General features: G+C 63.9%; 37 protein-coding genes and 1 pseudogene. 2 read left to right on the top strand and 36 right to left on the bottom strand.

The features are described from left to right. Positions 1-30 precede the first annotated feature (30 nt). The 4 genes from msrP to CY652_RS15970 form a co-directional block, all read right to left on the bottom strand. Positions 31-1,035 (bottom strand): protein-methionine-sulfoxide reductase catalytic subunit MsrP, encoded by a 1,005-nt coding sequence (msrP, locus tag CY652_RS15985; protein WP_102131692.1) that lies wholly within the window; start codon positions 1,033-1,035, stop codon positions 31-33. A gap of 199 nt (positions 1,036-1,234) precedes the next feature. Next, complete coding sequence (gene ccsB / locus CY652_RS15980) at positions 1,235-2,449, bottom strand: c-type cytochrome biogenesis protein CcsB (RefSeq protein WP_102131691.1); 1,215 nt, start codon at positions 2,447-2,449, stop codon at positions 1,235-1,237. Positions 2,450-2,453: 4 nt separating this feature from the next. Continuing rightward, positions 2,454-4,661 carry a cytochrome c biogenesis protein ResB gene (locus tag CY652_RS15975; protein ID WP_102131690.1) on the bottom strand — a complete coding sequence of 736 codons (2,208 nt, stop codon included), beginning with the start codon at positions 4,659-4,661 and terminating at the stop codon, positions 2,454-2,456. A gap of 132 nt (positions 4,662-4,793) precedes the next feature. Beyond that, on the bottom strand, positions 4,794-5,480 hold the full coding sequence (locus CY652_RS15970) for a c-type cytochrome (protein WP_102131689.1): 687 nt from the start codon (positions 5,478-5,480) through the stop codon (positions 4,794-4,796). A gap of 297 nt (positions 5,481-5,777) precedes the next feature. Here CY652_RS15970 and yihA point away from each other — a divergent pair, with 297 nt between their 5' ends. Both yihA and hemB read left to right on the top strand, forming a co-directional pair. Beyond that, positions 5,778-6,437 (top strand): ribosome biogenesis GTP-binding protein YihA/YsxC, encoded by a 660-nt coding sequence (gene yihA / locus CY652_RS15965; RefSeq protein WP_102131688.1) that lies wholly within the window; start codon positions 5,778-5,780, stop codon positions 6,435-6,437. Positions 6,438-6,683: 246 nt separating this feature from the next. Beyond that, entirely contained in the window at positions 6,684-7,682 is a 999-nt protein-coding gene (gene hemB, locus CY652_RS15960; protein WP_180970639.1) for a porphobilinogen synthase, read from the top strand. 82 nt (positions 7,683-7,764) lie between these two features. Here hemB and dsbD read toward each other — a convergent pair whose 3' ends face one another. From dsbD to CY652_RS15800, 32 genes and pseudogenes are all read right to left on the bottom strand, one after another. Continuing rightward, entirely contained in the window at positions 7,765-9,681 is a 1,917-nt protein-coding gene (dsbD, locus tag CY652_RS15955; protein ID WP_102131795.1) for a protein-disulfide reductase DsbD, read from the bottom strand. Continuing rightward, entirely contained in the window at positions 9,674-9,985 is a 312-nt protein-coding gene (gene cutA, locus CY652_RS15950; protein ID WP_374703668.1) for a divalent-cation tolerance protein CutA, read from the bottom strand. The genes dsbD and cutA overlap by 8 nt, the downstream gene beginning before the upstream one ends. A gap of 177 nt (positions 9,986-10,162) precedes the next feature. Beyond that, complete coding sequence (gene rplQ / locus CY652_RS15945) at positions 10,163-10,558, bottom strand: 50S ribosomal protein L17 (RefSeq protein ID WP_102131685.1); 396 nt, start codon at positions 10,556-10,558, stop codon at positions 10,163-10,165. A gap of 149 nt (positions 10,559-10,707) precedes the next feature. Further along, complete coding sequence (locus CY652_RS15940) at positions 10,708-11,685, bottom strand: DNA-directed RNA polymerase subunit alpha (RefSeq protein WP_102131684.1); 978 nt, start codon at positions 11,683-11,685, stop codon at positions 10,708-10,710. Between the two features lie 124 nt (positions 11,686-11,809). Continuing rightward, positions 11,810-12,433, bottom strand: coding sequence for a 30S ribosomal protein S4 (rpsD, locus tag CY652_RS15935; protein WP_102131683.1), 624 nt, complete (start codon positions 12,431-12,433; stop codon positions 11,810-11,812). Positions 12,434-12,584: 151 nt separating this feature from the next. Continuing rightward, entirely contained in the window at positions 12,585-12,989 is a 405-nt protein-coding gene (gene rpsK / locus CY652_RS15930) for a 30S ribosomal protein S11 (protein ID WP_006052224.1), read from the bottom strand. Between the two features lie 28 nt (positions 12,990-13,017). Next, positions 13,018-13,383: a 30S ribosomal protein S13 gene (rpsM, locus tag CY652_RS15925; protein ID WP_102131682.1), complete on the bottom strand. Its 366-nt coding sequence runs from the start codon at positions 13,381-13,383 to the stop codon at positions 13,018-13,020. Positions 13,384-13,423: 40 nt separating this feature from the next. After that, complete coding sequence (rpmJ, locus tag CY652_RS15920) at positions 13,424-13,540, bottom strand: 50S ribosomal protein L36 (RefSeq protein WP_026121918.1); 117 nt, start codon at positions 13,538-13,540, stop codon at positions 13,424-13,426. Positions 13,541-13,560: 20 nt separating this feature from the next. Beyond that, positions 13,561-13,779 (bottom strand): translation initiation factor IF-1, encoded by a 219-nt coding sequence (gene infA, locus CY652_RS15915; protein WP_004521905.1) that lies wholly within the window; start codon positions 13,777-13,779, stop codon positions 13,561-13,563. 8 nt (positions 13,780-13,787) lie between these two features. Further along, positions 13,788-15,134, bottom strand: coding sequence for a preprotein translocase subunit SecY (gene secY, locus CY652_RS15910; protein ID WP_102131681.1), 1,347 nt, complete (start codon positions 15,132-15,134; stop codon positions 13,788-13,790). 60 nt (positions 15,135-15,194) lie between these two features. Then, on the bottom strand, positions 15,195-15,629 hold the full coding sequence (rplO, locus tag CY652_RS15905) for a 50S ribosomal protein L15 (RefSeq protein WP_102131680.1): 435 nt from the start codon (positions 15,627-15,629) through the stop codon (positions 15,195-15,197). Between the two features lie 31 nt (positions 15,630-15,660). Next, positions 15,661-15,843: a 50S ribosomal protein L30 gene (gene rpmD, locus CY652_RS15900; protein WP_006400644.1), complete on the bottom strand. Its 183-nt coding sequence runs from the start codon at positions 15,841-15,843 to the stop codon at positions 15,661-15,663. 11 nt (positions 15,844-15,854) lie between these two features. After that, entirely contained in the window at positions 15,855-16,373 is a 519-nt protein-coding gene (gene rpsE, locus CY652_RS15895) for a 30S ribosomal protein S5 (RefSeq protein ID WP_102131679.1), read from the bottom strand. Between the two features lie 14 nt (positions 16,374-16,387). Beyond that, positions 16,388-16,753 (bottom strand): 50S ribosomal protein L18, encoded by a 366-nt coding sequence (rplR, locus tag CY652_RS15890; protein ID WP_102131678.1) that lies wholly within the window; start codon positions 16,751-16,753, stop codon positions 16,388-16,390. A gap of 12 nt (positions 16,754-16,765) precedes the next feature. Then, the gene (gene rplF / locus CY652_RS15885; protein ID WP_102131677.1) at positions 16,766-17,296 is read right to left on the bottom strand and encodes a 50S ribosomal protein L6; all 531 of its coding nucleotides are present in this window, start codon (positions 17,294-17,296) and stop codon (positions 16,766-16,768) included. Between the two features lie 18 nt (positions 17,297-17,314). Beyond that, positions 17,315-17,710 (bottom strand): 30S ribosomal protein S8, encoded by a 396-nt coding sequence (gene rpsH / locus CY652_RS15880; RefSeq protein ID WP_102131676.1) that lies wholly within the window; start codon positions 17,708-17,710, stop codon positions 17,315-17,317. 14 nt (positions 17,711-17,724) lie between these two features. Continuing rightward, the gene (rpsN, locus tag CY652_RS15875; RefSeq protein WP_102131675.1) at positions 17,725-18,030 is read right to left on the bottom strand and encodes a 30S ribosomal protein S14; all 306 of its coding nucleotides are present in this window, start codon (positions 18,028-18,030) and stop codon (positions 17,725-17,727) included. 7 nt (positions 18,031-18,037) lie between these two features. After that, positions 18,038-18,577, bottom strand: coding sequence for a 50S ribosomal protein L5 (rplE, locus tag CY652_RS15870; RefSeq protein WP_102131674.1), 540 nt, complete (start codon positions 18,575-18,577; stop codon positions 18,038-18,040). Positions 18,578-18,593: 16 nt separating this feature from the next. After that, complete coding sequence (gene rplX, locus CY652_RS15865) at positions 18,594-18,902, bottom strand: 50S ribosomal protein L24 (RefSeq protein WP_102131673.1); 309 nt, start codon at positions 18,900-18,902, stop codon at positions 18,594-18,596. A 9-nt stretch (positions 18,903-18,911) separates the two neighbouring features. Beyond that, positions 18,912-19,280: a 50S ribosomal protein L14 gene (gene rplN / locus CY652_RS15860; RefSeq protein WP_038714987.1), complete on the bottom strand. Its 369-nt coding sequence runs from the start codon at positions 19,278-19,280 to the stop codon at positions 18,912-18,914. A gap of 327 nt (positions 19,281-19,607) precedes the next feature. Further along, positions 19,608-19,880, bottom strand: coding sequence for a 30S ribosomal protein S17 (gene rpsQ, locus CY652_RS15855; RefSeq protein WP_102131672.1), 273 nt, complete (start codon positions 19,878-19,880; stop codon positions 19,608-19,610). After that, positions 19,877-20,071: a 50S ribosomal protein L29 gene (rpmC, locus tag CY652_RS15850; protein ID WP_075159014.1), complete on the bottom strand. Its 195-nt coding sequence runs from the start codon at positions 20,069-20,071 to the stop codon at positions 19,877-19,879. The genes rpsQ and rpmC overlap by 4 nt, the downstream gene beginning before the upstream one ends. A 10-nt stretch (positions 20,072-20,081) precedes the next feature. Further along, positions 20,082-20,498: a 50S ribosomal protein L16 gene (gene rplP / locus CY652_RS15845; RefSeq protein WP_102131671.1), complete on the bottom strand. Its 417-nt coding sequence runs from the start codon at positions 20,496-20,498 to the stop codon at positions 20,082-20,084. A 2-nt stretch (positions 20,499-20,500) separates the two neighbouring features. Then, a complete protein-coding gene (rpsC, locus tag CY652_RS15840) occupies positions 20,501-21,286 on the bottom strand; it encodes a 30S ribosomal protein S3 (RefSeq protein WP_102131670.1) in 786 nt (261 codons plus the stop codon). Positions 21,287-21,297: 11 nt separating this feature from the next. Then, positions 21,298-21,627, bottom strand: coding sequence for a 50S ribosomal protein L22 (gene rplV / locus CY652_RS15835; protein ID WP_102131669.1), 330 nt, complete (start codon positions 21,625-21,627; stop codon positions 21,298-21,300). 12 nt (positions 21,628-21,639) lie between these two features. Next, positions 21,640-21,915 carry a 30S ribosomal protein S19 gene (gene rpsS, locus CY652_RS15830; RefSeq protein ID WP_004199273.1) on the bottom strand — a complete coding sequence of 92 codons (276 nt, stop codon included), beginning with the start codon at positions 21,913-21,915 and terminating at the stop codon, positions 21,640-21,642. Between the two features lie 9 nt (positions 21,916-21,924). Then, positions 21,925-22,752 (bottom strand): 50S ribosomal protein L2, encoded by an 828-nt coding sequence (gene rplB / locus CY652_RS15825; protein ID WP_102131668.1) that lies wholly within the window; start codon positions 22,750-22,752, stop codon positions 21,925-21,927. Positions 22,753-22,754: 2 nt separating this feature from the next. Further along, positions 22,755-23,069, bottom strand: a complete 315-nt coding sequence (rplW, locus tag CY652_RS15820; RefSeq protein ID WP_102131667.1) for a 50S ribosomal protein L23 — start codon at positions 23,067-23,069, stop codon at positions 22,755-22,757. Further along, positions 23,066-23,686: a 50S ribosomal protein L4 gene (gene rplD, locus CY652_RS15815; RefSeq protein WP_102131666.1), complete on the bottom strand. Its 621-nt coding sequence runs from the start codon at positions 23,684-23,686 to the stop codon at positions 23,066-23,068. The genes rplW and rplD overlap by 4 nt, the downstream gene beginning before the upstream one ends. Then, on the bottom strand, positions 23,686-24,345 hold the full coding sequence (gene rplC, locus CY652_RS15810; protein ID WP_102131794.1) for a 50S ribosomal protein L3: 660 nt from the start codon (positions 24,343-24,345) through the stop codon (positions 23,686-23,688). The genes rplD and rplC overlap by 1 nt, the downstream gene beginning before the upstream one ends. A gap of 234 nt (positions 24,346-24,579) precedes the next feature. Next, on the bottom strand, positions 24,580-24,891 hold the full coding sequence (gene rpsJ, locus CY652_RS15805) for a 30S ribosomal protein S10 (protein WP_102131665.1): 312 nt from the start codon (positions 24,889-24,891) through the stop codon (positions 24,580-24,582). Between the two features lie 172 nt (positions 24,892-25,063). After that, positions 25,064-25,206, bottom strand: a pseudogene (locus CY652_RS15800) (elongation factor Tu); the annotation flags it as partial.

The raw sequence follows: 25,206 nt of genomic DNA, 5'->3' as shown, positions 1-25,206 counted from the left end.
CGTAAAAACAGACGGTGAAGGCGGTCCCGCTCAAAAATACTTGCGCAGATCCATGCCGCGATACATCGGGGCCACCAGATCGCCATAGCCGTTGAACATCAGCGTCTTGCGCTTCGGCGCGAAGAAGCCGTCCTCGCCGATGCGCCGCTCGGTCGCCTGGCTCCAGCGCGGGTGGTCGACGTTCGGGTTCACGTTCGAATAGAAACCATACTCGTTCGGCGCGTACGTGTTCCAGCTCGTCGGCGGCTGCTGTTCGACGAAGCGGATCCTGACGAGCGACTTCGCACTCTTGAAACCGTATTTCCACGGGATGACGACGCGCACGGGCGCGCCGTTCTGGTTCGGCAGCACCTGGCCGTAGAGGCCCACCGTGAGGAGCGTCAGCGGGTTCATCGCCTCGTCCATGCGCAATCCCTCCGAGTAGGGCCAGTCGAGCACGCCGTCGGACAGCGACGGCATCTGCGAGGGATCGGCGAGCGTGATGAACTGCACATATTTCGCGTTGCCGGTCGGCTGCGCCTCGCGGATCAGCGCGGAGAGCGGCATGCCGATCCACGGAATCACCATCGACCAGGCCTCGACACAACGGTGCCGGTACACGCGCTCCTCGAGCGGCGCGAAGCGCAGGATGTCGTCGATGTCGTAGACCTTCGGGTTGTGAACCTCGCCCTCCACGCTCACGCGCCACGGATGCGTGCGCATCGTGTGCGCGTTCTCGGCCGGGTCGCCCTTGTCGGTGCCGAACTCGTAGAAATTGTTGTAGGTAGTCACGTCCTTGTACGGCGTGACCTTGTCCGGCACCGTGAACTTCGGATCGTTCCGCGCGGCGAGCTTTTGCGCATGCGGGTCCGGCGACGCATATTCGGCAAACGCCGCGCGGCTCGGGCCGAACACCCCGGCCACGCCGCCCAGCGCCGCCGCGCCGGCCATCTGAAGCACCCGCCGGCGCTGCTCGAAATAGTGCCGCGGCGTGATCTCGCTGCGCGGGATGTCGTCGCCGTTCAGCCGGACCCTGTCGCTTCGCCTGACCCACATGTCGCCGCTCCTTGCTGGCTCGTCGCGCCGTTCAAATCGCAACGCGACGGATCGGACGGATTTCCGGCCCGCCGGATGCGAGCCCTATTCCCTCCTGTTCCTGTTAACGCGGCGCGTGCGCAAAACTTCCGGCGAAAGGAAAAAAAACGGCGCGGGCCCGCGTTTCCGACACCTCTCCGACGGAAAGCCGACGGAGCGCCTACAGCCTGCCGTAGCTATGGAGCCCCGACAGGAACATGTTGACGCCGAGGAACGCGAAGGTCGTGATGAGGAGCCCCGTCAGCGCCCACCAGGCGGCAATGGTGCCGCGCAGCCCCTTCATGAGCCGCATGTGCAGCCAGGCCGCGTAGTTGAGCCAGACGATGAGCGCCCAGGTTTCCTTCGGGTCCCAGCTCCAGTAGCCGCCCCAAGCCTGCGCGGCCCAGAGCGCGCCCAGTATCGTCGCGATCGTGAAGAACGCGAAGCCGACCGCGATCGACTTGTACATCAGGTCGTCGAGCACCTCGCGCTCGGGCAGGCGGTCCGCCAGCACGCCGCGATCCTTCGCCAGATACGCGACGCCGACCATCGCCGAAAGCGCGAAGCTGCCGTAGCCGATGAAGTTGGCCGGCACGTGGAGCTTCATCCACCAGCTCTGCAGCGCGGGCACGAGCGGCTGGATCTGCTGGGCGTCGCGCGAAATCGAGTACCACATCAGGAAGCCGACCGCCGCGCTGATGACGAGCAGCACGAACGCGCCGAGCGCGCGCGTGCCGTAATGCTGCTCGTAGTAGAGGTACAGGAGCGCGGTCACGAGACTGAACAGCACGAACACTTCGTAGAGGTTCGAGATCGGAATGTGGCCGACGTCGGGGCCGATCAGATAGGACTCGTACCAGCGCGCCATCATGCCGACGAAGCCCATCAGCACGGCGGCCCAGGCGAGCTTCGAGCCGATCGCGCCGTTCGACGGCGAGCGCGCGAGCATGCCGATCCAGTAGAACAGCGTGGCCAGCACGAAAAACGCGCTCATCCACAGAATCGCCGACTGGCTCGAGAGGAAGTACTTGAGGAAGAATTCGCTGTCGGCGCGCGCGAGGTCGCCCTGATAGAGCCGGATGGCGAACAGCGACAGCACGGCGATGGCGGCGACGAGCAGACGCACCGGCTTCCAGCGCCAGCCAAGCACGGCGAGCGCGGGCACGGTGCCGATCAGCACGAGCTCGTCGTAGTAGCTCATGTCGGCGCGGTAGCGCGAAAGCGCGAAACCGGCGCCCGCCGCGAGCGCAAGCGCGAACAGCCAGTCGAGGATGCCGGGACGCAGCAGGAAAGGCCGCTCCGCGGGCAGCATGTCGGGCAACGCGCCGAATTGGCTGCCCGTCGTCGGGCTCGCCGGCATCGACTTTGCGGGAGAGGAAGCCTGAGTCAAATCCATGTTCTCACCGGTCCGTGTCCTGGGTGCTCCCCGCGCGCGGCACGGTGGCCGCGTCCGGCGCGCCGGCATCGACGGGCGCGGCGCCCAGCGCCTTGCCGACGGCTTCGCGCGTGCGGACGAACTCGTTCTCGAAGTCGAGCGTCCGGCGCGCCGTCGACATGGCCATCAGCACGTTCGTTCCGCTATCCGAGCCCTTCACCCGGAACCACAGGCGACGCTCGCGGACGTAGAACATCGAGAGTATGCCGAGCACGAGCAACAGGCTGCCAAGATACACGACTTTGCGGCCCGGCGCCCGCGTCAACTGGAAGACCGAAGCCTGCACCTGCCTGAAGCCGTCGAGCTGCAGATAGACGGGCGCGCCATACAGAAAACTGTCGGATACGGCATTGATCGAATCCTGCACGAACCGGGCCGCCTGTGCGTTTGCCGTCGTGTCCGGCTCGCCCGCCTGTTCGCGCGCCAGTTGCCAGAGATCCCAGGTCGCGCCTTCGAGCATCCGCATCAGCAGGTTCGCCGCCGTCTCCTGCTGGTCCTTCGGCACGGACTGGTCGATGAACGCGGCGATCGCCTGGAAACCGCCGGCCGGCAGTCCGCCCGGCGTTCGGGCCGCGGCGCCCGAGTCGGCCCCGGCGAAGAGTGTCATCACCCGCAGCGCGCTTTCCTCCAGGTGCAGCCGCAAATCGGGATTCGCTTCGGAAACCGAACGAATGGCGAAGCGATGGGCCGCCTCGGCACGCAGCGCCGGATCCTCGAACGCCGCGCGCAACCGCATCCAGTCGGCCGGCGTGCCCGCGCTGTCGGCCGGGATGCGCAGATAGCGGAACGCATCGCCGGGATTCTCGCGCACGCCGGCGAGGAACATCGACGCGCCGTCGACGTCGATCGGCAGCATATAGTTGTTGTACTCGCGCGCCTGGCCGTCCTTGTCGCGCACCTTGTATTGCACCGACGGACCGACGTTGCGCAGGTCGAGCGGATGTTCACTTTTCGCGCCGGAGCCGAGCCGCGCGTCGAGCGCAGCCTCGAACGACTCGTGCGGCCGATGCGCGGCGCCGGTCGCGCCGTCGTCGCTCGACAGGTCCTCGACGTTGATCGGACGGAAATCGACGAACTCGACGCTCTGCCCGTCCGCGCCCGGCACGCCCGGCGAGAGCGGCACCGCGCTGCCGATCGTGCCGCCGAACGGGGAGCCCGTCGCGCGCGCGCCCGTCATCGGCCAGAGCGTCATGCGCATCTGCGAGCCGCCGTCCTGGAAGCTCGACTGGTAGATCGACACGCCGTCGTACTCGAACGGCTTGTTGACCTCGACGCGAGCCGGAATCCGCGCGCCGGTCCGATGGTCGATCACGACGATGTCGCTCGCGAAGAGCCGCGGCATGCCGGTCGAGTAGTAGTCGACGATGAATCGCTTTAGCTGGATCGAGAACGGCAGGTCCTGGACCAGCGAGCCGTCGGGCTCGTTCAGAATCGCGGTGGACACGGACTGCCCCTCGGGCACCCACGCGTAACCGCGAAACGTCGGATTCGAGACGGGCAGCCGGTGCTGCGGCGCGATGCTGCTGATCGACGCGTTGTCGGTAATCGGCGTCTTGTCGAAAAGCCACATCTGCAGCTTGACGGGCAGATTGCTGTCGACGAGGCTGCCGAGGCAGATCACGACGACGGCGAGGTGCGTGAAGATATAGCCGAGCCTCGCCAGCGCGCCGCGCTTGGCGGCGATCAGCACGCCGCCGTCCGTCTCGCGCACGACGAACCGGTAGCCGAGCCGGGCGGCGAGTTTCGCCAGCACGTCGGCGGTCTGCGCCGGCGCGGCCGCCGCGACGAACTCGCCGCGATGATGGAACGCGCGCAGGCTGCCCTCGCGCACCCGGTCCTTCCAGCTACGGACGTCGGCCACGATCTTCGGCGCGTGGCGGATCACGCACAGCAAGACCGACACCATCAGAAAGCCCAGGATCAGCATGAACCACCACGAGCCGTACACGGTGTAGAGCCCGAGCGAGCGGAAAATGTCGGCCCAGAACGGACCGAACTGATTGACGTAGTTCGGATAGGGATCGCCCTGCGTGAGCACCGTGCCGATGATGCTCGCGATGGCGAGGACGACGAGCAGCGCGATGGCGAAACGCATCGAGCTGAGCAGCTCGACGGCGTTCTTCGCCGCGCGCCGGCGGACGTTCGACTGCAAACCCGAAGTGGTGACGCTCATTCACGCTCCAGCCAGACAGCAAAAAAGGGTGCAGGATCGCCGCGGCCGGCGACGCCCTCACCCTTTCGTCGTTTGTCGTTGGTTTGTCGTTATGTGCCGGCCATCCCGCCGATCGGGACGGCCGCGGCGGAATCAATGCAGGCCGGCGACGTAGCCGGCGACGGCCTTGATCTCGTCGTCCGAGAGCCGTTGCGCGATGTCGCGCATCGGCTCGCTATTGTCGCGCGTGCCCTGCTGGAAGTCCTTCAGTTGCGCGACCACATAGTCGGCCCATTGCCCTGCAAGCCGCGGATATTGGACCGGAATGCCCTGCCCCGTCGGTCCGTGACAGGCCGCGCAAGCCGGCACGCCGCGCCCGGCGACACCGAAGCGCCAGATCGTCTGGCCGGAGGTCGTCGCCGCCGCGCCGGCGGCATCGCCGGACTTGAGCGGCTGCGATGCGAACCAGGCGGCGACGTCGACCATGTCCTGCCCGGATAGCGCCGAGGCAAACCCCGCCATGATCGCACTGTTGCGCGCCGGCGGCTTGCCGCCCGGTTGCGGCCGGAAGTCCTTGAGCTGCTTGACGAGATAGTCGGCATGCTGGCCGGCGAGCTTCGGATAGACGCTGACGGGACTGTTGCCGTCCGCCCCGTGACACAGCGCGCAGACCTGCGTGGCAACGACCTTCCCCCGCTCGAGGTCCGGCGCGCCCGGATTCGCGCCCGGCGCTTGCGGCACCCGCGCGACCTGCGCCCATGCCGCCGAAAGACCGGCGACGAAACTTGCCGCCGCTACCGCCGCCCGAAGCACCGCCAGGCGTTTGCACAGTCGATTCATTCGCATACCCTGCTTCCGTCTTGCGCGACGAGGTTCGGCAAGGCAGAGACGGCAGCGCCCGCCTCCGGAGGCCTGCGTGCCGCGCCCTTCCAGCCTCTGTCGGAGGCCCCGTATTGTACAATGGCGCGTTATACGCAACCGGCGGCGACCCCGTCGGCCAGGTCTTTCACGGCGGGGGCTTCCCCGTCTTTTCCGGCACCGCACGCGCCGTCTTCCGGTCTAGTCCCCAACCGCGGCGCGGGCGTTGCGGCTTCTTCCGGGGCAACCCGGCCGCACGCTCCACATTCCGGTTTCTCCATGGCCTTCCTGCTCCATCAAGCGCGCTTCTTCACGACGGTCAACCATCTGCGCGATCTGCCCGGCACGGCCCAGCCGGAAGTGGCGTTCGCGGGCCGCTCGAACGCGGGCAAGTCCACGGCGATCAACGTGCTGTGCAACCAGAAGCGCCTCGCGTTCGCCTCGAAAACGCCGGGCCGCACGCAGCACATCAACTATTTCTCGGTCGGCCCGGTCGACGGCCCCGTCGCCCATCTCGTCGATCTGCCGGGATACGGCTACGCCGAAGTCCCCGAGGCCTCGAAAGCGCACTGGGAAGCGCTGCTGTCGAGCTATCTGCAAACGCGCGCGCAACTGTGCGGGCTGATCCTGATGATGGACGCGCGCCGCCCGCTGACCGAACTCGACCGGCGGATGATCGAGTGGTTCGCGCCGACCGGCAAGCCGATCCACGCGCTGCTCACGAAATGCGACAAATTGACACGCCAGGAAGGCACGCAGGCGCTGCGCGCGACGCAAAAGGCATTCGACGAGTACCGCCAGCAGGGCTACGACGGCGCATTGAGCGCACAACTCTTCTCGGCGCTCAAGCGAACGGGGCTCGACGAAGCGCATGTGCTGATCGAAGGCTGGGTGTCGCCCGTCGCGGCGGACGCCGCGGGGGAACGCGACGCGTCGTAGCGCATGGCAGAGCCGCTCCACGCGCGGGACGCCACGGGCGGCACGCCTATTTCCGGACATAAAAAAACCCGCCGCGATTGCCGGCGGGTTGAACAGCCTTATCGAAAAACGACAGGCGCCCGCTCAGGGAGGAGAAGCGGGGAGTCCGGCGCAGCGCGCCTCGCTCGGTGGGTATGATATACCATTGTCTCTAAAATTTTCCGGCCCTCCGGAAACGTCGCCGCTCTCCCTACCCTGTTCGCTGCCATGAGCCTCTATCCGCACCATCGTCCGCGCCGCATGCGCCGGGACGACTTCTCGCGCCGCCTGATGCGCGAAAACATTCTCACCACCAACGACCTGATCTACCCGGTATTCGTCGTAGAAGGCCAGAACCTGCGCCAGGCCGTGCCGTCGATGCCGGGCGTCGAGCGCGTCTCGGTGGATCTGCTGATGGGCGTGGCCGAGCAGTGCGTCGAACTGGGCGTGCCGGTCCTCTCGCTGTTCCCCGCCATCGAGCCCTCGCTGAAAACGCCGGACGGCATCGAGGCGACCAACTCCGAAGGCCTGATCCCGCGCGCGGTGCGCGAGCTGAAGAAGCGCTTCCCCGAACTGGGCGTGCTCACCGACGTCGCGCTCGATCCGTACACGAGCCACGGCCAGGACGGCGTGCTCGACGAGGACGGCTACGTCATCAACGAAGCCACGATCGACATTCTCGTTCGCCAGGCGTGCGCCCAGGCCGAGGCCGGCGTCGACATCGTCGCGCCGTCGGACATGATGGACGGCCGCATCGGCGCGATCCGCGAGATGCTCGAGGACGAAGGCCACATCCATACGCGCATCATGGCCTACTCGGCCAAGTACGCGTCCGCGTTCTACGGGCCGTTTCGCGACGCGGTCGGCTCGGCATCGAATCTGGGCAAGGGCAACAAGATGACCTACCAGATGGACCCGGCCAACACCGACGAGGCGCTGCGCGAAGTGCAGCTCGACATCGACGAAGGCGCGGACATGGTGATGGTGAAGCCCGGCATGCCGTACCTCGACATCCTGCGGCGCGTGAAGGACGAGTTCCGCTTTCCGACCTACGTGTACCAGGTGAGCGGCGAATACGCGATGCTGAAGGCCGCCGCGCTCAACGGCTGGCTCGACCACGACAAGGTGGTGATGGAATCGCTGCTCGCGTTCAAGCGCGCCGGTGCGGACGGCATCCTCACCTATTTCGCGCTCGACGCGGCGCGTTTGCTGCGCGCGCAGAAGTAACGTCCGGTTCGGAATTCGTTAACGAAAAAGGCGCACCGCGTTAATCGCGGTGCGCCTTTTCATTTGGAGGCTTCGACACCGCTCAGGACTGCGGTGGTGACGCCGCCGGCTGCGCGTCCAGCCGGTTCAACCGCTCCAGAAAGCGATCGCCCGATTCGTAGCCGACTACGCGCAGCACTTCGTGCCCGTTACCGTCGAAGAAGATGATGCCGGGCGGCCCGAACAGTTCGAAGCGCTTCAGCAACGCCGCCTCGCCGGTCGTGTTGGCCGTCACGTCGGCGCGCAGCAGATCGAGCTGGCGCAGACGCGCACGCACGCGGGGGTCGGTGAACGTGAACTTCTCCATCTCCCGGCAGCTCACGCACCAGTCCGCGTAAAAATCGAGCATGGCGGGCTTGCCCGCCGTGCCGAGCGCCGAATCGAGCTGTGCCGGAGAGCTGACCGATTCGAACGACAGGTCGTCCGCCGGCGTGGACGCCGTCGCCGCGACGGACGCGGCATCCCCCCGACTGGCCAGTACGGCGAGCGGCTGCAGCGGATCGGACGACCCCGCCGACAGTCCGACGAGCAGCGTCGCGGCCCAGATCGCCAGGGCGGCACCGACGCCGCGTCCGAGCCGCCGCCAGACGCCCGGCGAGCCCGCGTTCGGCGTGAACAGCCCGAGCGCGGCGGCGGCGAGCAGCAGCCACAGCGCGGCGAGCAACATCCGCGCCGCAGCGCCGAGCGCCGGCCAGACGATCCACAAGGCCGCCGCCAGCAGCACGACGCCGAAGAACACCTTGACGCCGTCCATCCACGCGCCGGCGCGCGGCAGCAGCGTGCCGGCCCCGACGCCGATGACGATCAACGGCACGCCGAGGCCGAGCCCCATGGCGAAGAGCGCCGCGCCGCCCAGCGCGGCATTGCCCGTGTGCGCGACGAACGCGAGCACCGCGAAAAGCGGGGCCGTCATGCACGCGCCGACCACGAGTGCGGACAGCGCCCCCATGATCGCGACGGCGACGAACTTGCCGCCGGCCCGCCCGCCCGAGGCGCGCGACACGGCGTCCTGCCAGCGCCGGGGCAGCGCGATGTCGACGCCGGCGATCAGCGTGACGGCGAACGCCGTCAGCAGCAAAGCGAAAACGCCGAGCACCCAGGGGTTCTGCAGCCAGGCGCCGAGCGTCTGCCCGACGAGAGCCGCCGCGATGCCGAGCACGGTGTAGACGAGCGCCATGCCGAGCACGTAGACGAACGACAACGCGAAGCCGCGCATGCGCGTCACCCGCGCGCCCTCGCCGATGACGATGGCCGACAGGATGGGAATCATCGGATACGAGCACGGCAGCAGGCTCAGCAGCATGCCCGCGACGAAATACAGGCCGATGACGGCAAAGAAGCCGCTACCCTGCAGCAGCGACTGCGCATAGTCGGCGCTCGTCACGCGTTCGTACCACGGCATCGGCGGCGTCGCGGCCGCGACCGGAGGCGTCGCGAGGACGGGCGCGGCCGTCGGTGCCGGCGTGACGTCGGGCGTAGCCGCCGCGGCCTGCAACGCGGCGCCGCTCACGTGATAGACGCGCTCCATCGGCGGATAACAGATGCCGGCGTCGGCGCACCCCTGCGACGTCACGGCAAGATCGAACGGCCCCGCCGCCTGCTTGACCGGGATGCGGATCGTCAGTTGGCCGCGATAGGTTTCCTCGTTCTTCTGGAACGTCGGATCGAATTTCACCTGGCCCGGCGGGATGACCGGTGTGCCCAGCACCGCGTTGCCGTTGCGCCCGGCAAAGGCGAAGCGCTCGCGGTACATGTAGTAGCCGTCGGCGATCTGGTAATGGACGTCGACTTCTCCCGGCCGCTCGGTCGCGCTGAAGTGGAATGCCGCGTCGGGCGGCAGGAAGTTGTCGTCGGCATACGCCGCACCGCTGCCAGCGAACACCAGCAGCAACACGGCGCAGACCAACGCGAGCAGCAAACGTAGCGCGGCGCACATGCGCCGGTTCGAACCGTTAAACATGGACAGGCCGTTGCGTTTCCGCATTCACCCATTGCCCGTACGAAGCCGACGCCGAAACCTGCCACGACAGCAACTCGGGCGTTTCGTAGGGGTGGTGCGTTTCGATGAAGCGTTCGAGCTCGGCCGCGCGTGCCGCGCTCGTCTTGAAGAGCAACTGGATCTCGTCGGCCGCCTCGACCGTGCCCTTCCAGTGGTATTGCGAATGAACCGAACCCAATTGCGTGACGCAGGCGGCCACACGCGCCGCGAGCGCCGCCGACGCCAGCTTGTCCGCGGTATCGGCGTCCGGCACAGTGGTCAGCATCAAAATGACAGGGAAAGTCACGGCCCGCTCCGGCAACTCGGAAAATATGCGGATAATCGTACCATTTACGCGCGCTCCGCTTCGGGGGGCGGCGGCCTGAGCGGCGTCGCTCATTTCCTGGATGCGGAAATAAAAAAGCCAGGCGAAATGCCTGGCTTTTTTTTCGTTGCGGTCGCGTTATTCCGCTTCCTGCACGCTGTCCGTATCCGGCGTTTCCGGACGGTCGAGCAGTTCGACGAGCGCCATCGGCGCGTTGTCGCCGACCCGGAAGCCGAACTTCAGGATGCGCAGATAGCCGCCCGGACGGTTCGCGAAACGCGGACCAAGCACGTCGAACAGCTTCGTGACCGAATCGCGGTCGCGCAGACGGTTGAATGCCAGACGGCGATTCGCGAGCGACGGCTTCTTGCCGAGCGTGATCAACGGCTCGACGACCTTGCGGAGTTCCTTCGCCTTCGGTAGCGTCGTCTTGATGACTTCGTGCTCGATCAGCGAGTTGGACATGTTACGGAGCATTGCCAGACGGTGGCTGCTCGTGCGGTTCAGTTTCCGCAGACCATGACGGTGACGCATTTCAATTTCCTTGAATCAAAGTTTTAGTCCAGCTCTTCTATCGCTCTCGAGACGCGAAGCCTCGGGCACGGGCCGGTATGATGAAAAGGCAGAACGCGGAATTCCGGAGGAAAATCCGCGTCCGTGCCGACTTCGGGACGAATCCCGTCTTACTTGTCGAGACCGGCCGGCGGCCAGTTCTCGAGCTTCATGCCGAGCGTGAGACCGCGCGAGGCAAGCACTTCCTTGATCTCGTTGAGCGACTTGCGACCCAGGTTCGGGGTCTTGAGCAGCTCGTTCTCGGTGCGCTGGATCAGATCGCCGATGTAGTAGATGTTCTCGGCCTTCAGGCAGTTCGCCGAACGCACCGTCAGTTCGAGATCGTCCACCGGACGCAGCAGGATCGGATCGATCTGCGGCGCGCGCGACGGCGTTTCCGCAGCCGCTTCCGTGCCTTCCAGCGCCGCGAACACCGAGAGCTGGTCGACGAGGATGCGCGCCGATTGGCGGATCGCCTCTTCCGGCGAGATCACGCCGTTCGTCTCGATGTTCATCACGAGCTTGTCGAGGTCGGTACGCTGCTCGACGCGAGCGCTTTCCACGGCATAGCTCACGCGGCTAACCGGCGAGAACGACGCGTCGAGCACGATGCGGCCGATGATCTTCGCTGCCTCGTCGCCGTAGCGGCGCACGTTACCCGGCACGTAGCCGCGGCCCTTCTCGACCTTGATCTGCACGTCGAGCTTGCCGCCCTTCGACAGATACGCGATCACGTGATCAGGATTGATCACTTCGCAGTCGTGCGCGAGCTCGATGTCGCCTGCCTTCACCACGCCTTCGCCATCCTTGCGCAGCGTGACCGTGACTTCGTCGCGGTTGTGCAGCTTGAACACCACGCCCTTCAGGTTCAGCAACAGGTTGACCACGTCCTCCTGCACACCATCGAGCGTCGAGTATTCGTGCACGACGCCTGCGATCGTCACTTCGGTCGGCGCGTAGCCCACCATCGACGACAGCAGCACGCGCCGAAGCGCGTTACCCAAGGTGTGGCCGTAACCGCGTTCGAACGGCTCCATGACCACTTTCGCGTGGTTCTCGCCAAGCGATTCCACAGCGATAATCTTGGGCTTCAACAAACTGGTTTGCATAGGTTTTCCTTTTCAATACCCTCGGCTCGTTACACCGATAAGGCTGACCGGTAACAACCTGAAAATAAACAGCCGAGGCGCCCGCTTGCGTCGCGCAATCGGGATACCCCGGCCGTCAATCCGTTTAACGCGAATACAATTCGACGATCAGGCTTTCGTTGATATCGCCGGCGATATCGCTGCGCTCCGGCATGCCCTTGAACGTGCCTTCGAACTTCTTGGCGTCGACCGACACCCAGCCCGGCAGGCCGCCCTGCTCGGCGAGCGAGAGCGCTTCGAGGATGCGCGCCTGCTTCTTCGCCTGTTCGCGCACGGCCACGACGTCGCCGGCCTTCACCTGCAGCGACGGAATGTTCGCGACCTGACCGTTCACGGTGATCGCCTTGTGGCTCACCAGTTGACGCGCTTCCGCGCGGGTCGAGCCGAAGCCCATGCGATACACGACGTTGTCGAGGCGCGATTCGAGCAGTTGCAGCAGGGTTTCACCCGTGTTGCCCTTGCGGCGGTCCGCTTCGGCGAAGTAGCGGCGGAACTGGCGCTCGAGCACGCCGTAGATGCGCTTCACTTTTTGCTTTTCGCGCAGTTGCGTGCCGTAGTCGGACGTACGCGCGCCCGAGATGCGGCCGTGCTGACCCGGCTTGCTGTCGAGCTTGCACTTGTCGGCGAGCGAGCGGCGGGCGCTCTTCAGGAAAAGGTCGGTGCCTTCACGGCGGGCCAGCTTGGCCTTGGGGCCGGTATAACGTGCCACGTTGCATTCCTTCTATGTTCATCACGCGGATGCTCTCGCACTCGCGCTAGTTCGTGCCCTTTGGGCCGAACGGTGGGCTTAAGTTTTCAGTCGGCGCCTACGGCCCGTCTTGCCGTACGACCGGCAGACGGGCTCGCGGCAAAAACAGCGCTTAGATGCGGCGGCGCTTCGGCGGACGGCAGCCGTTGTGCGGAACCGGCGTCACGTCGGAAATCGCGGTGATCTTGATGCCAAGACCGTGCAGCGCGCGAACCGCGGACTCGCGACCCGGGCCCGGGCCCTTGATCCGAACTTCGAGGTTCTTCACGCCGTATTCCATCGCCACGCGACCGGCCGATTCGGCCGCGACCTGGGCTGCGAACGGGGTCGACTTGCGCGAGCCCTTGAAGCCCTGACCGCCCGAGGTCGCCCACGCGAGCGCGTTGCCCTGACGATCGGTGATCGTGATGATGGTGTTGTTGAACGACGCGTGAACGTGAACCACGCCCTCGGCGACGTTCTTCTTGACCTTCTTGCGAACGCGTTGCGCCGCGGAGTTGTTCGAAGCCTTAGCCATTACGTTTTCCTGTAACTGTCAGTCCCGCTTACTTCTTCAGCGATTGCGCAGCGCGGCGCGGACCCTTGCGCGTGCGCGCATTCGTGCGCGTGCGCTGGCCACGCAGGGGCAGGCCCTTGCGATGACGCACGCCGCGGTAGCAGCCGAGGTCCATCAGGCGCTTGATGCTCATCGTCACTTCGCGACGCAGATCGCCCTCGACGATAAACTTGCCCACTTCCTCGCGCAGCTTTTCCAGATCCGCGTCGTTCAGGTCCTTGACCTTCTTGTCAAACGGCACACCGGCCGAGGCGCAAATATTGCGCGAACGCGTGCGGCCGATACCGTAGATCGCCGTCAGGCCGATTTCGGTGTGCTGGTGGTTCGGGATGTTAACCCCTGCGATACGAGCCATTGTTTTTCCTCAAACAAAAAGCGCAAGCAAAGCGCACTGGTCAGCCTTGACGCTGCTTGTGGCGCGGGTCCGAGCTGCAAATCACGCGAACGACGCCGTTGCGCTTGATGATCTTGCAATTGCGGCACATGCGCTTAACCGATGCCATCACTTTCATGATATTACCCTTTTTTCAAATCACTTCGCCCGGAACACGATCCGCGCACGCGACAGATCGTAAGGCGTCAACTCAACCGTCACCTTGTCGCCCGGAAGAATGCGGATGTAGTGCATCCGCATCTTTCCGGAAATATGTCCCAATACGACATGGCCGTTTTCCAGTTTCACCCGAAAGGTAGCGTTGGGGAGGTTTTCGATCACCTCACCCTGCATCTGGATTACATCGTCTTTGGCCATAGGTCCTTTCAACGCATCGGGACGCCGCCGCCCTTGAAGTTGGCCTTCTTGAGCAGCGATTCATATTGTTGCGACATCACGTACGACTGCACCTGTGCCATGAAGTCCATTGTGACGACGACAATGATCAACAGCGACGTTCCGCCAAAATAAAACGGCACGTTCCAGCGCAGCACCAAAAATTCCGGCAGCAGGCAGACGAACACGATATAGATCGCACCGGCCAGCGTCAGACGCGTGAGGATGCGGTCGATATAGCGCGCCGTCTGTTCGCCCGGACGAATGCCCGGCACGAACGCGCCGCTCTTCTTCAGGTTGTCGGCCGTCTCTCTGCTGTTGAACACCAGCGCGGTGTAGAAAAAGCAGAAGAACACGATCGCCAACGCGTACAGCAACACGTACACGGGCTGGCCAGGACGCAGCGCATCGGCCACGTTGTGCAGCGTGCTGGCGAACCCGCTCGTGCGCGACCCCGAGCTGAACCAGTTCAGGATCGTTGCCGGGAACAGGATGATCGACGATGCGAAGATCGGCGGAATCACGCCCGACATGTTCAACTTCAGCGGCAAGTGGGACGACTGCCCGCCGTAAATCTTGTTGCCGACCTGACGCTTCGCGTAATTCACGAGAATCTTGCGCTGGCCGCGTTCGATGAACACCACCAGATACGTCACGGCCGCGATCAGCGCCACGATGAAGATCGCCGACACCGGCCCCATCGACCCCGTGCGCACGAGCTCGAACAGCCCGCCGATCGCGTTCGGGAAACCGGCCGCGATCCCGCCGAAGATGATGATCGAGATGCCGTTGCCGAGCCCGCGCTCCGTGATCTGCTCGCCGAGCCACATCAGGAACATCGTGCCCGTCACGAGCGTCACGACCGTCGTCAGGCGAAACACCATACCCGGATCGAGCACGAGTCCCTGCTGGTTCTCCAGCGCGACAGCGATACCGAATGCCTGAAACGTCGCCAGCACCACCGTGAAGACCCGCGTGTACTGCGTGATCTTGCGCTGACCGGCCTGCCCTTCCTTCTTCAACGCCTCGAGTTGCGGCGAGACGATCGCCATCAACTGCAGGATGATCGACGCCGAAATATACGGCATGACCCCCAGCGCGAAGATCGTGAAGCGCGACAGCGCGCCGCCCGAGAACATGTTGAACATGCCCAGGATGCCGCCTGCCTGGCTCTGGAACAGCTTGGCCAGTTGATCCGGGTCGATCCCCGGCACCGGAATGTGCGCACCGATCCGGTAGACAAGCAGTGCCAGCAGCAAAAACACTGCCCGACGACGCAGATCCCCGAACTTCGGAGCGCTGCGACCACTTTTTGCGAGACTCGGGCTGTTAGCCAACTAACTTCTCCGATGCAAACGCGGGTGACGGCAGGCCAGCCTGCGCGTTACCCGGCAAACTTACTCGGCAAAAGAACCGCCCGCCGCTTCGATTGCAGCGCGCGCGTTCTTCGTCGCACCCAGACCCTTCACCACGATTTTGCGCGAAAGCGTGCCGGTCGCGATGATCTTCGCGCTCCGCGTCAGCTCGCCGACGAGACCGGCCTGCTTCAGCGCCAGCAGATCGATTTCGTCGACCGGCAGCTTTTCGAGGTCGGCAAGGCGCACTTCGCCGACGAATTCCTTCGTCAGCGAGGTAAAGCCGCGCTTCGGCAGACGGCGTTGCAGCGGCATCTGACCGCCTTCGAAGCCGACCTTGTGGAAGCCGCCCGAACGCGACTTCTGACCCTTGTGACCGCGACCGGCGGTCTTGCCGAGGCCCGAACCGATACCGCGGCCGACGCGACGCTTCGCATGCTTCGAACCAGCCGCCGGCTTCAGGTTATTCAATTCCATTCTCAACTCCTTATCGGACACCCGGGACGCCCTAGGCGATGACCTTGACGAGGTACGAGACCTTGTTGATCATGCCGCGCACGGCCGGCGTATCCTGCAGCTCGGAGACCGAGTTCAGGCGGCGCAGGCCCAGACCGCGCACGGTGGCGCGATGCGATTCACGGGTCCCAATCAGGCTCTTGACGAGCTGAACCTTGACAGTTTTTTCAGACATGGTGGCCACCCTTAGCCCAGAATTTCTTCGACGGACTTGCCACGCTTCGCGGCGATGTCAGCCGGCGTGGACTGCTTGCGCAGGCCGTCGAGCGTCGCACGAACGAGGTTGTAGGGATTCGTCGAACCGTGGCTCTTCGCCACGACGTTCTGCACGCCCATCACGTCGAACACCGCGCGCATCGGGCCGCCGGCGATCACGCCCGTACCGTCCTTCGCCGGCGCGAGCATCACCACCGAGGCGCCGTGCTTGCCGTGCACTTCATGCTGCAGCGTACCGTTCTTCAGCGGCACCTTGAACATGTTGCGGCGGGCCTGCTCCATCGCCTTCTGGACGGCAACCGGCACTTCCTTCGCCTTGCCCTTGCCCATGCCGACGCGGCCGTCGCCATCGCCCACCACGGTCAGCGCGGCGAAACCGAGAATCCGGCCGCCCTTCACCACCTTGGTCACGCGATTGACCGAAATCATCTTTTCGCGAAGGCCGTCGTCGCGCTCGTCAGCCTGAACTTTCGCTTGCATCTTTGCCATGACGAATTCCTTCCTTAGAACTTGAGCCCGGCTTCGCGCGCCGCGTCAGCCAGCGCTTTCACGCGGCCGTGGTAGCGAAAACCCGAGCGGTCGAAGGCGACGGATTCGATGCCGGCGGCCTTGGCCTTTTCTGCGATGCGCTTGCCGATCAGCGTGGCAGCGGCGACGTTGCCGCCCTTGCCTGTCTTGTCGGCCAGTTGCGCGCGCACTTCGGCTTCGAGCGTCGATGCGCTGGCGAGCACCTTCGTGCCACACGGCGAGAACACCTGCGCATAAATGTGCGTGTTCGTGCGGTGCACGGCGAGACGCGCGACCTGCAGCTCAGCGATCTTGAGACGCGTCTGACGAGCGCGGCGCAGGCGAGATTGAGTCTTATCCATGATTGCGCACCCTTACTTCTTCTTCGTTTCCTTGAGGATCACGACTTCGTCGGCATAGCGCACGCCCTTGCCCTTGTAGGGCTCGGGCGGACGGTAACCGCGCACTTCCGCGGCAACTTGGCCGACCTGCTGCTTGTCGATCCCCTTGATCACGATTTCGGTTTGAGACGGGGTTTCGGCCTTCACGCCTTGCGGCATCTGGTGCACCACCGGGTGCGAGAAACCCAGCGACAGATTCAGCTTGTCGCCCTGCGCCTGCGCACGGTAGCCGACGCCAACCAGCGTCAGCTTGCGCTCGAAACCCTTCGTCACGCCTTGCACCATGTTCGCGACGAGCGCGCGCATCGTGCCCGACATCGCATTTGCTTCCCGGCTCTCGTCGACGGGCTCGAACTTCAGCACGCCGCTGTCGTTCACCACCTTCACGAGACGGTTCAACGCCTGCGAAATCGTACCCAGCGGGCCCTTGACAGTGATGCTTGCGTCGCTCAGGGCCACCTCGGCGCCTTGCAGCGCGATCGGGCTTTTACCTACTCGAGACATCTTTCCTCTCCTTCGGCCTTAGGCGACGTAGCAGATGACTTCACCGCCCACGCCAGTCGCGCGCGCCTTGCGGTCCGTCATCACACCCTTGGGCGTCGAAACGATCGCCACACCGAGGCCGTTCATGACCTGCGGAATGTCGTTGCGACCGCGGTACACGCGCAGACCCGGCTTCGAGACGCGCTCAAGGCGCTCGATGACGGGGCGACCGGCGTAGTACTTCAACGCGATGTTCAATTCCGACTTCGCGCCTTCGGTCTTCACCGCGAAATCTTCGATATAGCCTTCGTCCTTCAGGACCTGCGCGATCGCGACCTTGACCTTCGACGAGGGCATCGTAACCGTAACTTTCTCGACCATCTGCGCATTGCGGATGCGAGTCAGCATATCGGCGATAGGATCACTCATGCTCATTTACGCTTCTCCTATTACCAGCTCGCCTTGGTGACGCCGGGGATTTCGCCGCGGAACGCGATTTCGCGAATCTTGTTGCGCGCGAGTCCGAATTTGCGGAACGTGCCGCGCGGACGACCCGTGATCGCGCAGCGATTACGCTTGCGGGTCGGGTTCGCATTACGCGGCAATTGTTGCAGCTCGAGGCGAGCTGCGTAGCGCTCTTCTTCCGACTTGCTTTGGTCGTCGATGACCGCCTTCAGCGCGGCGCGCTTCGGCGCGTACTTCGCTGCCAGACGGGCGCGCTTCTTTTCACGTTCGATCAGTGCCAGTTTAGCCACGGTAACCTCAGTTTCTGAACGGGAACTTGAAGCTGGCGAGCAGGGCCTTGGCTTCGTCGTCGGTCTTCGCGGTCGTCGTGATGCTGATGTTCAGCCCACGCAGCGCGTCGATCTTGTCGTAGTCGATTTCGGGGAAAATGATCTGCTCTTTCACGCCGATGTTGTAGTTGCCACGACCGTCGAACGCACGACCCGACACACCGCGGAAGTCGCGCACGCGAGGCAGCGCGACCGTCACGAAACGGTCGAGAAATTCGTACATCCGGTTGCCGCGCAGCGTCACCATCGCGCCGATCGGGTAGCCCTGGCGGATCTTGAAGCCGGCGATGGCCTTGCGGGCCTTCGTCACGACGGGCTTCTGGCCCGCGATCTTCGTCAGGTCGCCCACGGCGTTCTCGATCACCTTCTTGTCGGCGACGGCTTCGCCAAGACCCATATTCAGGGTGATCTTGGTGATGCGCGGCACTTCCATGACCGACTTGTAACCGAACTTCTCGATCAGGCCGGGAACGACCTTCTCTTTGTAAAATTCTTGCAAACGTGCCATTTTTTACTCCGCAGCGTCAGGCGCCAACGACGGCACCGGTCGTCTTCAGGAAGCGCACCTTCTTGCCCCCTTCGACCTTGATGCCGACACGCGACGGCTTGCCGTTCGCGTCGACCAGCGCGACGTTCGAGATATGCAGCGGCATCGTCTTCGCTTCCACGCCGCCCGTCGTACCCTTCATCGGGTTCGGCTTCACGTGCTTCTTCGCGATGTTGATGCCCTCGACGGTCACACGCTCTTCGCCAACGGCCAGCACAACACCGCGCTTGCCCTTGTCCTTGCCGGTCGTGACGATGACTTCGTCACCCTTGCGAATCTTGTTCATCGCGACTCCTTACAGCACTTCCGGCGCGAGCGAGACGATCTTCATGAACCGTTCGCTGCGCAGCTCACGCGTCACCGGCCCGAAGATGCGGGTGCCGATAGGCTCGAGCTTGTTATTCAAAAGCACGGCGGCGTTGCCATCGAACTTGATCAGCGAGCCGTCCTGGCGGCGCACGCCCTTGGCGGTGCGAACCACCACGGCGTTGTAGATTTCGCCCTTCTTCACGCGCCCACGCGGCGTTGCCTCTTTGACGCTCACCTTGATGATGTCGCCGATGCTGGCATAACGACGCTTCGAGCCGCCGAGCACCTTGATGCACATGACTTCACGCGCACCCGTGTTGTCGGCCACTTCAAGCCGAGTTTCGGTCTGGATCATGGTTTACATTTCCCAACTTAATCCGGTCGCACCACCATGGCGCACCCGGTCAGTCTTGGTCCCGTCAGCCGCGCCGCCTTTTGAACGACTGCTCAGCCGCTTGGGTTAGAACAGCAGCGACAGCAAACGAAACCGGCCATCGCCTTCCGGTGAATCCTGACGGCCGCGGGCAGGCGCCCGAACCGCGCTCCCCCTCCACCGGGCTGATCCGCCGTGTTGCCAGCGGCAGGCCCACAAAGAGGGAAGACCGGGATTATAGCAGAGAATCCCGGTCTTGCAAGCATGCATCTACTGCAATTTCAACAACTTCTACCGCCGGGACAACCCTCAGATCACGCGGGCTGCTTCGACGAGACGCGACACCGCCCAGGCCTTCGTCTTCGAAACCGGACGCGTTTCCTGGATTTCGACGAGATCACCCTCGTTGTAGGTGTTCGTTTCGTCGTGCGCGTGATACTTCTTCGACTGCACGACGTACTTGCCGTAGATCGGGTGCTTCACGCGGCGCTCGACGAGCACGGTGACGGTCTTGTCCATCTTGTTGCTGACGACCTTGCCGACCAGCGTCCGCTTGAGCGAGGTTTTCACGCTATCGTTCATTTCTGGTTCGCCTTCTCAGTCAGGACGGTCCGCACACGTGCGATGTCGCGACGAACCTTCTTCAGCTGGCTCGTGTTCGTGAGCTGCTGGGTCGCGAGCTGCATGCGCAGGCCGAATTGCGCCTTCAAAAGGTCCGACAGCTCTTTGTTCAGCGCGGCCTTGTCTTTCTGGTGAAGTTCGGAAGCCTTCATCATCTACTCCTTAGGCGCCGAGCTGGCGAACCATGAAGACCGTCTTCAGCGGCAGCTTCGCTGCAGCCAGACGGAACGCTTCACGGGCCAGTTCTTCGGTCACGCCATCCATTTCATACAGCATCTTGCCCGGTTGGATCTCGGCGACGTAGTACTCGGGGTTACCCTTACCGTTACCCATCCGCACTTCGGCCGGCTTCTGCGAAATCGGCTTGTCCGGGAAAATGCGAATCCAGATACGGCCGCCGCGCTTGATGTGACGCGTCATGGCACGACGCGCCGCCTCGATCTGGCGCGCGGTCAGACGGCCGCGACCGATCGCCTTCAGGCCGAATTCACCGAACGAGACGGCATTGCCGCGCGTCGCGACGCCGGTGTTGCGGCCTTTCTGCTCTTTGCGATACTTCCTGCGTTTCGGTTGCAGCATCGTTATTCTCCAGTCTTGCCATCGCCGGCACCGCCGCGACGCGGAGCGCCGCGACGGGCGCCCGGAGCAGCATCGCCACGACCGCGACGCTCGCCCGGACGGGCATTGCGGCGCGGACGCTTTTCTTCGGCGACTTCTTCCACCACCGGGGCGTCGTTGCGGCCGAGCGTATCGCCCTTGTAGACCCACACCTTGACACCGATGATGCCGTACGTCGTCTTCGCTTCCGAGGTCGCGTAGTCGATGTCCGCGCGCAGCGTATGCAGCGGCACGCGGCCTTCGCGGTACCACTCGGTACGGGCGATTTCGATGCCGTTCAGACGGCCCGCGCTCATGATCTTGATGCCCTGGGCACCCAGACGCATCGCGTTCTGCATCGCGCGCTTCATCGCGCGACGGAACATGATCCGGCGCTCGAGTTGCTGCGTGATCGAATCGGCGATCAGTTGCGCATCGGTTTCCGGCTTGCGGATTTCCTCGATGTTGACGTGGACCGGCACGCCCATGCGGCGTTGCAGTTCCAGCTTCAACAGTTCGATGTCCTCGCCCTTCTTGCCGATCACGACGCCCGGACGCGAGCTGTAAATCGTGATGCGCGCGTTCTTGGCCGGACGCTCGATCACGACGCGACCCACCGAAGCGTTCTTCAGCTTCTTCTTCAGGTACTCGCGAACGCCGATGTCTTCCTTCAGCATCGCCGCGAAATTGTTGTTGTTCGCGTACCAGCGCGAAGCCCAATTGCGGCTGACGGCCAGACGGAAGCCGGTCGGGTGAATTTTCTGTCCCATCGTAGGCTCCCTTAGTTACCGACCGTCACGGTGATGTGACAGGATTGTTTCTCGATGCGGTTGCCACGGCCCTTCGCACGCGCGGTGAACCGCTTGAGCGATGCAGCCTTGTCGACGAAGATGCTCTTGATCCTGAGCTCGTCGATGTCGGCGCCCTCGTTGTGCTCGGCATTCGCGATCGCCGAGAGCACAACCTTCTTCACGATGCCAGCCGCCTTCTTCGGCGAGAACGTCAGAACGTTCAGCGCCTTGTCGACCGGCAAACCGCGAATCTGGTCAGCCACAAGGCGCGTCTTCTGCGCCGAGATGCGGGCACCGCGATGAATTGCTTTCACTTCCATCTTGATTGCCCCTTATTTCTTGGCCTTCTTGTCGGCCGCGTGACCCTTGAACGTACGGGTCAGTGCGAACTCGCCAAGCTTGTGGCCGACCATGTTTTCCGAGATATACACCGGAACGTGTTGACGGCCGTTGTGCACGGCGATCGTCAGGCCGATGAAGTCCGGCAGGATCGTCGAACGACGCGACCAGGTCTTGATCGGTTTCTTGTCACGCGATGCTGCAGCCGCCTCGACCTTCTTCAGCAAATGGGCGTCGCAGAACGGACCTTTTTTAACAGAACGTGCCATTGCTGCTCCTTAACGCTTGTGACGGCGCTGGACGATCATGCTCGTCGTGCGCTTGTTGCTGCGGGTGCGGTAGCCCTTCGTCGGCGTGCCCCACGGGCTCACCGGATCGCGGCCTGCAGCGGTCTTGCCTTCGCCGCCACCGTGCGGGTGGTCGACCGGGTTCATCGCCACGCCACGCACGGTCGGACGAATGCCGCGCCAGCGGTTCGCGCCGGCCTTGCCGATCTGGCGCAGGCTGTGCTCTTCGTTGCCCACTTCACCGATCGTCGCGCGGCACTCGACGTGCACGCGGCGGATTTCGCCCGAACGCAGACGCACCTGAGCGTACGTGCCTTCGCGCGCCAGCAGCATCGCCGACGTACCGGCCGAACGCGCCATTTGCGCGCCCTTGCCCGGCAGCATCTCGATACAGTGAATCGTCGTGCCGACCGGAATGTTGCGAATCGGCAGCGCATTACCCACGCGGATCGGCGCCTCCGAACCCGACAGCAGTTGCTGGCCCACCGTCACGCCCTTCGGCGCGATGATGTAGCGGCGCTCGCCATCGGCGTAAAGCACGAGCGCGATGTTCGCGCTGCGGTTCGGGTCGTACTCGAGACGCTCGACCTTCGCCGGAATGCCGTCCTTCGTGCGACGGAAATCGATCACGCGGTAGTGCTGCTTGTGACCGCCACCCTTGTGACGCGTCGTGATGTGGCCGTTGTTGTTACGGCCGGCGGTCGAACTCTGCTTAGAAACGAGCGGCGCGAACGGCTTGCCCTTGTGCAGTTCCTTGTTGACCACCTTGACCATCGCGCGGCGACCCGGCGAAGTCGGCTTAACTTTCACGATTGCCATGATTACTTGGCCTCCGCTTCAAAGTTGATTTCCTGGCCGGGCTTCAGGCTGACGTACGCCTTCTTCACGTCCTTGCGGCGACCCATGAAGCGGCCGAAGCGCTTGCTCTTGCCCTTCGTGACCAGAATGTTCACGGACTTCACTTCGACCTTGAACAGCAGCTCGACGGCGGCCTTGACCTCCGGCTTGGTCGCGTCCGGCGCGACCTCGAACACGACCTGTTCGTTCTTGTCCGCCACCAGCGTCGCTTTTTCGGAGATCACCGGCGCGAGCAGAACCTGCATCAAACGATGATCGTTCTTGAGAATTCCGCTCATGACAGCAACTCCTCGATCTGGGCGACCGCGGCCTTCGTGATCAGAATCTTCTTGAAGTAGATCAGCGAGAGCGGGTCGGCGTAACGCGGCTCGACAACCGCCACGTGGGCGAGGTTGCGCGACGCGAGGTACAGGTTCTCGTCGACCGTGTCGGTAATGACCAGCACGGAATCGAGACCCATGGCCTTGAATTTCTCGGCCAGCAGCTTCGTCTTCGGCGCTTCGAGCGTCAACTCGTCGACCACCGAGATGCGGCCTTCGCGGGCCAGTTGCGAGAAGATCGAGCAGAGGCCTGCGCGATGCATCTTCCTGTTGACCTTGTGCGCGAAATTTTCTTCCGGCGAATTCGGGAAGATACGGCCGCCGCCGCGCCACAGCGGGCTCGACGACATACCGGCGCGGGCGCGGCCCGTGCCCTTCTGGCGCCACGGCTTCTTGGTCGTGTGCTTGACCTGCTCGCGATCCTTCTGCGCGCGGTTGCCGCTGCGGGCGTTCGCCTGATAGGCGACGACGATCTGATGGATCAGCGCTTCGTTGTAATCGCGGCCGAACACGACGTCCGACGCGTTGACGGCAGCGCCTTCCTGGCCATTGGCATTGAGGAGCTTAAGTTCCATTATTCGGCTCCTTTCTTCGCGCGGGCCTTCACGGCCGGCGTCACGAACACCTTGCCGCCCTTCGCGCCCGGCACGGCACCCTTGACGAGCAGCAGCTTGCGCTCCGCGTCGATACGGGCGATCTCGAGGTTTTGCACGGTGACGGTGTCGTCACCCATGTGACCCGTCATGCGCTTGCCGGGAAACACGCGACCCGGATCCTGCGCCATACCGATCGAACCCGGCACGTTGTGCGACTTCGAGTTACCGTGCGAGGCACGACCCGAGCTGAAGTTGTAGCGCTTGATGGTACCGGCGTAGCCCTTACCGATCGACACGCCTTGCACGTCGACCTTCTGGCCCACCTCGAAGAGATCCACGTCGACCACGGTGCCCGCGGCGAGCGCGGCCGCCTTTTCGGCGTCGATCCGGAATTCCTTGAGGATTTCGCCAGCCTGAACACCGGCTTTGGCGAGATGACCTGCGAGCGGCTTCGTCACGCGTGAAGCGCGGCGCGTGCCGAAGGCAACCTGAACGGCCGTGTAGCCGTCGGTTTCAACAGTCTTGATCTGCGTCACGCGGTTGTCGGACACGTCCAGCACGGTGACAGGGATCGAATCCCCTTCCGCCGTGAAGATACGGGTCATGCCAACCTTGCGACCTACGAGTCCAAGGCTCATCGTATTCTCCATTCCCGACTGCGATTGGTCGGGGCTGATTTACAAAATGCCGGTGCGCCGCGTCGCCGAAACGACCGCCAGGAAAGGCCCGAAATTGAAACGAAACGGGCCCGATCCGCACCGGCTTTTTTGCGCAAATGCGCGAAAAGACTGCAAGTATAGCGAGCCTTTTCGTTTTCCGCAAGCAATCAAAGACTTAGCGGCACCCGGGAAGCCCGGAATCGCCGCAAAGCCTTATTGCAGCTTGATTTCGACGTCCACGCCGGCCGGCAGATCGAGCTTCATCAGCGCGTCGACGGTCTTGTCCGTCGGGTCGACGATGTCCATCAGGCGCAGGTGGGTACGGATTTCGAGCTGATCGCGCGACGTCTTGTTGACGTGCGGCGAACGCAGGATGTCGAAACGCTGGATGCGCGTCGGCAGCGGCACCGGGCCGCGGACGATCGCGCCGGTCCGCTTCGCCGTTTCGACGATTTCAGCCGCCGACTGGTCGATCAGGCGGTAGTCGAAGGCCTTCAGGCGAATACGGATTTTCTGGTTCGGCATGACAATTCCTTGGAAAGAGCGAGGCGGCATTGCGCCGCCGGACTAGTAAAAGAGCGTAGGGCCGGACATGGGACAGGAGTAAGCGCTAAAGCGCCGCCCCCCCCAACACGCTGACTGGGAGCGCGTGCCCGGCCCCGGGCACATCGGTTACTGCAACAGCAAACCAGCGATTTTACTCGATGATTTTGGCGACGACACCGGCGCCGACGGTACGACCGCCTTCGCGGATCGCGAAGCGCAGGCCCTCTTCCATCGCGATCGGCGCAATCAGCTTCACCGTGATCGACACGTTGTCGCCCGGCATCACCATTTCCT

This window comes from Burkholderia sp. WAC0059 (genome assembly GCF_002870125.1).
Taxonomy (GTDB): Bacteria; Pseudomonadota; Gammaproteobacteria; order Burkholderiales; family Burkholderiaceae; genus Paraburkholderia.
This window is presented reverse-complemented; position numbering and strand designations above follow the sequence as displayed.